The sequence below is a fragment of the Ramlibacter aquaticus genome, assembly GCF_015159745.1.
GTDB classification, from domain to species: Bacteria; Pseudomonadota; Gammaproteobacteria; order Burkholderiales; family Burkholderiaceae_C; genus Ramlibacter; species Ramlibacter aquaticus.
Genome location: NZ_JADDOJ010000124.1, coordinates 1 through 7,089 on the forward strand (window position 1 = coordinate 1; position 7,089 = coordinate 7,089).

Sequence of the window (7,089 nt, forward strand, 5' to 3'; positions counted from 1 at the left end):
CCCCAGGACGGATGCGCCGCTGATGCAGGCCGCCCCCGCGCTGGCCGACGAGCCGCAACGCCTGCAGGACCTGCAGGCCTACGGCATCGTGGACGTGCCGGCCGAGCGCGTGTTCACGGAGGTCGCCGAGCTCGCCGCCACGCTGTGCGGCACCGCCTGGGCCGCCGTGAGCCTGGTCGACGAAGGCCGCCAGTGGCACATGGCCGAGTTCGGCCGCCACTTCGAGCCGCGCCCCCGCAGCCACAGCGTCTGCGGCCACGGCATCGCGGCCCAGGGCCTGTTCGAGGTGCCCGACACCCTGGCCGACCCGCGCTTCGCCGACAACCCGCTGTTGCAGGCGGCGCCCGCGGTCCGCTTCTACGGCGGCAGCCCGCTGCGCAGCGCGCGGGGCCGCGTGCTGGGCATGCTGTGCGTCATGGACGCGAGGCCGCACCGTCTCAGCGAGGTGCAGAAAAAGTCGCTGGGCCAGCTGGCCGACCTGGTCATGGCGGTGCTGGACGCCGGCCTGCGCGCGCGCGAGGCGGCCTGGTTCGGCGCCCTGCTCGACCAGGTCGACGACGAGATCCTGGTGCTGGACCCGGCCACGCTGCGCTACCTGCACGGCAACCGGGCCGCCCTGGCGCACAGCGGCCTCACGCTGGAGCAGCTGCGGCGCGTCGGTCCCATGGAGCTGGGCGGCGACCCCGACACGCAGCGCTACGCCGCCTACGTGCAGCGCCTGCAGGCCGGCGAGCGGCAGCTGCAGTTCGAGAGCACGCGCCGGCGCACCGACGGCAGCCACTTCCCGGTGGAGGTGCGCTGGCAGCTGTTGCAGACGCGCGGCCGGCCGGTCGTGATCTCGCACGTGCACGACATCACCGAGCGGCGCCAGGTGGAGCGCGTCAAGAGCGAGCTGGTGTCGGTGGTCAACCATGAGCTGCGCACCCCGCTGACCTCGATCCACGGCGCGGTGCGCCTCCTGCAGCAGGGCGCCGCCGGGCCGCTGGCGCCGGCCGTGTCGCAGCTGGTGGACCTGGCCGCGGACAACAGCGAGCGGCTGCGCCGCATCGTCGACGACATCCTGGACATCGAGAAGATCGCCTCCGGCCGCATGAGCTTCCACATCGAGCGCGTGGATGCGGCGACGGCGCTGGCGCGGGCGGCCGCGGGCGTGATGCCGGCCGCCACCGAGGCCGGCGTGCTGCTGGCCCAGGAGGCACCCGCCGGCCTGTGGCTGCGCGCCGACCCGCAGCGGCTGGACCAGGTGCTGGCCAACCTGCTGTCCAACGCGATCAAGTTCAGCCCGCCGGGGGCCACGGTGCAACTGGCGGCGGCGCCCGCACCGGGCGCCGGCTTCGTGCGGCTCTCGGTGCAGGACGCCGGGCCGGGCATTCCGCCCGCCTTCCACGCCCGCATCTTCCAGCGCTTCGCGCAGGCGGACATGGGCGACAGCCGCAGCAAGGGCGGATCGGGCCTGGGCCTGTCCATCGCCCGACAGATGACAGAACAGATGCAGGGCAGCGTGGGATTCAGCACCACGCCGGGCCGCACCATCTTCCATATCGACTTGCCTGATGACACATGACATGAACAGCCGGCGCATCCTGCTGGTGGAAGACGACGAGGGGCTGCGCATGGTGGCCCAGCTGACCCTGGAGACCCTGGGCAGCTACGAGGTGCTGGCCCTGGAGTCGGGCGCGGCGGCGGTGGCCCAGGCGGCGGGGTTCGACCCCGCCCTGGTGCTGCTGGACGTCTCCATGCCCGGCCTGGACGGGCCGGCCACGCTGGCGCAGCTGCGCCAGCAGGCCAGCCTGCGCGACACGCCCGTGATCTTCCTGACCGCCAACACCCAGGCCGGGCAGGTTGCGGCCTACCGGGCCCTGGGGGCCGTCGACGTGGTGGCCAAGCCCTTCGAACCCGACGAGCTGGTGCGCCGGGTCGAGGCCGCGCTGGTGCAGGCCGCCGCGCCCGCCCCCGCCGCCGCGCCGCGCGTGCGCGAGGCCCTGGTGGTCGAGGACGACCCCGGCATCCGCTTCCTGCTGCGCTTCATGCTCGAGCAGCACGGCTGGCAGGTGCGCGAGGCGAGCACGGGCACCGAGGGCCAGCAGGCGCTGCGCGGCCCGCTGCCGCACGCCGTGGTGCTGGACATCATGCTGCCCGGCATCGACGGCCTGGCGCTGCTGGCGCAGCTGCGCGCGCAGCGGCGCTGGGAGGACGTGCCGGTGATGATGCTCACGGCCAAGGGCGACGAGCCCTCGGTGCAGCGCGCGCTCGCCGCCGGCGCCGACGACTACCTGGCCAAGCCCTTCGACCCGCAGGAGCTGGCCAGCCGCATGGAGCGGCTGCGCCGGCTCAGGGCTTCTTCGCCTGGACCCGGGGGGTGACCACCCAGGCCGTTTCGCCCCGCCACTCCTTGTAGTGGGCGATGCGGTTCCAGGCGTTCTTCAGGCCGGCGTAGAAGAAGGTCGAGGCGGCCAGGTAGAACCAGAACCAGGACGGGTGGCGCTTGAGCTGCGGGTCGGCCAGCCGCCAGGCGAAGACCAGCTGGCCCGGCCCGGTGCCCAGCGTGAACAGCGTGGTGACCACGAAGATGGGCACCAGCCAGTCGATGCGCCAGAGCGAGCCGGCCTGCACCGCCCACCAGGCCACCAGCGGGATGATCTGCATGGACACCCAGGGGTAGACCTCGCGCCAGGCCAGCAGCTGGAACATGCCCAGCTTCTGGCGCAGCGTGAGCTGCGGCGCGCGCAGCGCCGGCAGGATCCACTTGAGCGAGATCTGCAGCCAGCCCTGGGCCCAGCGCAGGCGCTGCTTGGTCAGCGCCGCCAGGGTCTCGGGGGCGAGCTCGCGCGAGACGATGTAGGGGTCGGACACGATGCGCCGGCCGCGCACCACGGCGCGCATCGAGGAGTCGATGTCCTCGGTCAGCATGAAGCCGTGCATGCGCAGCTCGCGCAGCAGGCTGCTGCGCCAGTACCCGTTGCTGCCGCCGAAGATGCCGAAGCCGTGCAGGCGCTCGCGCCCCGGGTGGTTCACGGCGTAGATCTGCTCGAACTCCACCGCCACCATGCGCGCGACCCAGGAGGCCTCGCCGTTGCGGATGTAGCAGTGGCCCTGCACCACATCGGCGCCGTGCGAGATCCAGCGCCAGGCGCGGCGGAAACTGTCCGGGTCGGGCTGGTGGTCGGCGTCGAACACCGCGGTGAACTCGCCGGTCGCGTAGGGCAGCGCGGCGTTCACGTTCTGCGCCTTGGACGTGCTGGTGCGCACGCGCATGGGCACGAAGCGCGGGTCCTCGCGGGCGATCCGCTGCAGCCGCTCCTCGATCTCGGGCATGTCGCGCGGCGTGTTGTAGGCCAGGATGACCTGCAGCGGCCCCGGGTACTGCAGGCGCAGGAAGGCGCGCACGCTGTCCTCGATGATGGGCGCCTCGTTGGGCAGGTAGGCGGCGATGATGGCCGAGGCCGGCGGGTACGGGGCGGCGGGCTCGGCCGGCGGGTCGCGCCGGCGCAGGGCGAGCATGCCCTCCCACCAGATCGAGACCGCGGTCAGCAGCAGCATCACCACCACCACCAGGTAGACGCCGTGGCTCACGTCCATGCCATGCGTGCCCAGCCACCAGTACACGAGGAAGGGCAGGCCCAGGCCGGCGGCCATGGTCAGCAGGTACTGCATGACCAGCAGGTGCTTCTGGTAGACGCGCTGCCAGGCGGCGCGCAGCGGGCCGGGCGGCCGGGCGGGCTTGGTGCGCGCGGCCTCCCAGAGCGCGGGCTCCAGGTCCAGGTGAAGCGCCGAGCGCACGCGCGCCTCGCGGGCCCGGGCCAGGCACTGAGCCGCGTCGGGGCTGCGCCGCAGGCCGCTGTAGCCGATGACGGCGGAAAACACCATGGCCTGGCCGTCCAGCTGCAGCGGCTCGTTGGCCAGTGCGGCCGCCAGCTCCTGCAGGCGCACCAGCGCCTGGCGCCGGCTGGTGCCGGGCAGGAGCAGCAGGATGTCGCCCTCCTCGCCCAGCGCGATCTGCTCGTCGGCCAGGGCGCCGGCCTGCGCCAGCGCGGCCACCTGGGCGTGCACCTGCTGGGCGGCGTCCGCCGGCAGCTGGCCCCGGAAGCGGTCGAACTCGTCCAGCCGCAGGCTGGCCAGGAAGCTGTCGCCCGGCTGGCGGCCGGCGCGCAGCTGCTCGCGCTCGCGCACCGCGCCCTCGCGCAGGGTGCGCTCGTCCAGCATCGTGATGCGCGGCTGCAGCGGCGTGGGCGGCTGGGACGGGGCATCGGCGGCGGCCCGCAGCAGGTCCTGCACGGCGCCCACCAGCGACTGGGCCGCCACCGGCCAGGCCAGGGCCTGCACCCGCCGCGGCGCGACCGGCAGCTGGCCGGCATCGCCCAGCACCAGCCAGCGCGGGGCCTGCGGCGCGCTCATCGCGGCCAGCAGCTGCAGGCCCGCCAGCCCGGCGATGGACGGCGGGCTGATGACCAGCGCCCAGGGCTGGCCGGCCACGTCGGCCACGCTGCCCACGCGCAGCGAGAAGCCGGCCGCGGCCAGCGGGGCCACGACGTCGGCCACGCGGTCGCTGCCCAGGCCGATGACCAGGATGGAAGGGCCCGTGCCGGGCACTACCAGTTCCTCTCGAGGTGCAGCGCGTAGATGGTGCGGGCGAAGCCCGAGCTGGCGCTGGTGCGCGAGCTGAAGCGCTGCGCCCGCACTTCCAGGCGCGTGCGCTCGTCGAAGCGGTAGGCGGCCCGCAGGCTGGCGTCGTAGGCGGGCTTGTTGCCGTCGGGCACCGCGTGCTCCTCGCCCAGGGCGGCGTAGGCCTGCAGTTCCCAGGGCCCGTCGTTGCCGGCAGGGTGCCAGATGCCGCGCAGCGTGGCCTGCGGCGAGCGGAAGCTCAAGGGATTGAAATAGCCGTTGTCCAGCTGGCGCGCGAAGCGGAACTCCGTGTAGCGCAGGCCGGCGAAGACCGAGGGTTCGTTGCGCAGTTTCCACTCCGCTTCGAGCTGGCCCCAGTCGCGCCGGTTGCCGTCGGCGTAGCTGCCCTCCTGCAGGCGCACCGTGTAGCGGGCGCGGTCGCTGGGGGTGTAGTCCATGGACAGGCCGCGCTGCTGGGCGCTCAGCCCCATGCGCAGGGAGCGCAGGTTGTCGAAGGTCTCGCGGCTGGCGCTGGCGTCGAAGCGGAAGCGGTCGTCGGGCCACCAGGTGAGCCAGGTGGCGTAGACGCCGGGCTGGTGGGTGGTGCCGTCGGCCATCACGGTGCGCTCGTAACCGCCCTGGGCATGCAGCTCCCAGGCGTCCGCCAGGCGCCAGCGGCCGCCCAGCATGGGTCGCGTCACGCGGGCGCCGTCGCCGCCGCTGCGCGGCGCGTAGTCGATGCGCGCCAGTTCGGCCGCCAGGGTGCCGCGGCCCTGAGCCAGTTCGGCGGATTGCGCGAGCCGGGCGACGCGGATGTCCAGGTCGTCGGACTGGCTGGAGGTCTGCAGGTCCAGCTCGGTGCGCGGCGAGGCCTGCACCTGGAGCTGGCGGGCCAGGCGGCTGGCGTCCGTGCGGCCGCTCGCGGGGGCGGCGGCCAGGGTGCGCTGCGCCTCGTCGCCACGCCCCATCCAGGCCTGGGCCTGGGCCAGCATGACGCGGGCTTCGGCGTCGTCCGGGTGGGCCGCCAGGTGGGCGCGCAGGTGGGCCTGGGCTTGCCGCTGGCGCCCGGCCCAGCTGAGCGCGCGGCCCAGGCTGCGGCTGGCGTCGGCGTCGTCCGGATGGCGGGCCAGCACCTCGCGCCACACCGGCACGGCCTGGGCGGCCTGGTCGGACCAGAGCAAGGCCAGGCCGAGGCCGCGCTGCGCCCCTTCACGCTCGCCGTCGTCGCGCGGGGCCTGCAGCACCTCGCGGTACAGCGGCACGGCCTGGGCGGCGCGGCCCGAGTAGGTGAGCTGGTCGGCGTATTCGCGCAGCAGCTCGCGCCGCCGCGCGGGATCGCGGGCGATCGCTTCGGCGAAGCGGTCGGCGGCTTCGCGGTTGCGGTCAGCATGGGCCGAATCGCGGGCCTGCTGCACCAGCGGATCGGCCGGCGACTGCGCCTGCGCCGTGGTGGCCAGGCCCAGGAATGCAACAAGAATCAGGGGAAATCGCGAGGGACTGCTTCGCATGGAGAGGCGAAGGTATCACGAAGCCCGGCTCCGACCGCGGCACCCGGCCATGGCGGGCGGGCCGGTGTTGTGCCGCCGGCACGCCCGCCGGCAGCTGGTCACGGACGTCGCAGCGCCGTCGCCGTCCCGGGCTTCAGATCCACACCGCGCCGGGGGTGCCGGGCATGGGGATCTCGGCGCCCGGGTCGCCGTGGCTGACCAGCGCGCCGAACACCAGGCTGAGCAGGGACACCACGATGCTGGCGAAGAAGGCGGTCCAGAAGCCGGAGATGCGGAAGCCCTTCACCAGGCCGGAGACCAGCAGCATCATCAGCGCGTTGATCACGAGCAGGAAGAAGCCGAAGGTCAGAAGGGTCAGCGGCAGGGTGAGCACCACCAGCAGCGGCCGCACCACGGCGTTGGCGAAACCGAGCAGCAAGGCGGCGATCACCAGCGAGGGCACGGTCTCGAAGTGGATGCCCTTGAACATCCGGGCAACCAGCCAGAGCGAGAGTGCGGTGATGCCCCAGTGGAGCAGGAAGGGAATGAGGTGGGCGGTCACGGGCGCAGTCTAGCCCGGCCCGGCCGTAACCGTGGCCGGGCCCGCGGGCCGGGGCGTCAGGAGGCCTGGCCCACCATGTAGTCGACCGCGGCCTTGACCTCGGCGTCGGACAGCGCGGTGTTGCCGCCCTTGGGGGGCATCACGCCGTTCTTGCCGGTGTAGCCGTTGATCGCATGCTGGTAGAGCGTGTCCTTGCCCTGGGCGATGCGAGGCGCCCAGGCGGCCTTGTCGCCGAACTTGGGCGCACCGGCGACGCCGGCGCCGTGGCAGGCCACGCAGGTGCGCGAATAGACGCCCTGCCCGTCCGCGCTGCCGCCGGCGGAGGCCGTCGCGGTGCCGCTGGTGGAGGTCGCGCTGCTGCTGGACTTGCCGTCCGGCGAGGTGGCGGTGGCCGTGGCCGGCGACGAGGGGGTGGCCGTCTCGCTGCTGGTGCTGGTC

At 73.7% G+C, this 7,089-nt stretch carries 6 protein-coding genes; 2 read left to right on the forward strand and 4 right to left on the reverse strand.

Annotated elements, in window-relative coordinates:
• Both IM725_RS19160 and IM725_RS19165 read left to right on the forward strand, forming a co-directional pair.
• Positions 1 to 1,564: GAF domain-containing sensor histidine kinase (locus tag IM725_RS19160; protein ID WP_227753958.1), on the forward strand; the 1,564-nt coding region annotated here is incomplete at its 5' end.
• Positions 1,554 to 2,363 (forward strand): response regulator transcription factor, encoded by an 810-nt coding sequence (locus tag IM725_RS19165; RefSeq protein WP_227753959.1) that lies wholly within the window; start codon positions 1,554 to 1,556, stop codon positions 2,361 to 2,363. The genes IM725_RS19160 and IM725_RS19165, both read left to right, overlap by 11 nt.
• Here the strand turns inward: IM725_RS19165 and IM725_RS20750 are convergent.
• From IM725_RS20750 to IM725_RS19185, 4 genes are all read right to left on the reverse strand, one after another.
• Positions 2,332 to 4,590, reverse strand: a complete 2,259-nt coding sequence (locus IM725_RS20750; protein ID WP_193782242.1) for a glycosyltransferase — start codon at positions 4,588 to 4,590, stop codon at positions 2,332 to 2,334. The two genes, IM725_RS19165 and IM725_RS20750, sit on opposite strands and share 32 nt — an antisense overlap.
• The gene (locus tag IM725_RS19175; RefSeq protein WP_193782243.1) at positions 4,590 to 6,110 is read right to left on the reverse strand and encodes a tetratricopeptide repeat protein; all 1,521 of its coding nucleotides are present in this window, start codon (positions 6,108 to 6,110) and stop codon (positions 4,590 to 4,592) included. The genes IM725_RS20750 and IM725_RS19175 overlap by 1 nt, the downstream gene beginning before the upstream one ends.
• A 133-nt stretch (positions 6,111 to 6,243) precedes the next feature.
• Positions 6,244 to 6,651, reverse strand: a complete 408-nt coding sequence (locus IM725_RS19180; RefSeq protein ID WP_193782244.1) for a phage holin family protein — start codon at positions 6,649 to 6,651, stop codon at positions 6,244 to 6,246.
• Between the two features lie 56 nt (positions 6,652 to 6,707).
• A partial coding sequence (locus tag IM725_RS19185) for a c-type cytochrome (protein WP_193782245.1) occupies positions 6,708 to 7,089 on the reverse strand: 382 nt, incomplete at its 5' end.

Coding starts and splice junctions, on each gene's coding strand:
- IM725_RS19165 (WP_227753959.1), top strand. CDS start 1,554: ATGACACATGACATGAACAGCCGGCGCATCCTGCTGGTGGAAGACGAC.
- IM725_RS19175 (WP_193782243.1), bottom strand. CDS start 6,110: ATGCGAAGCAGTCCCTCGCGATTTCCCCTGATTCTTGTTGCATTCCTG.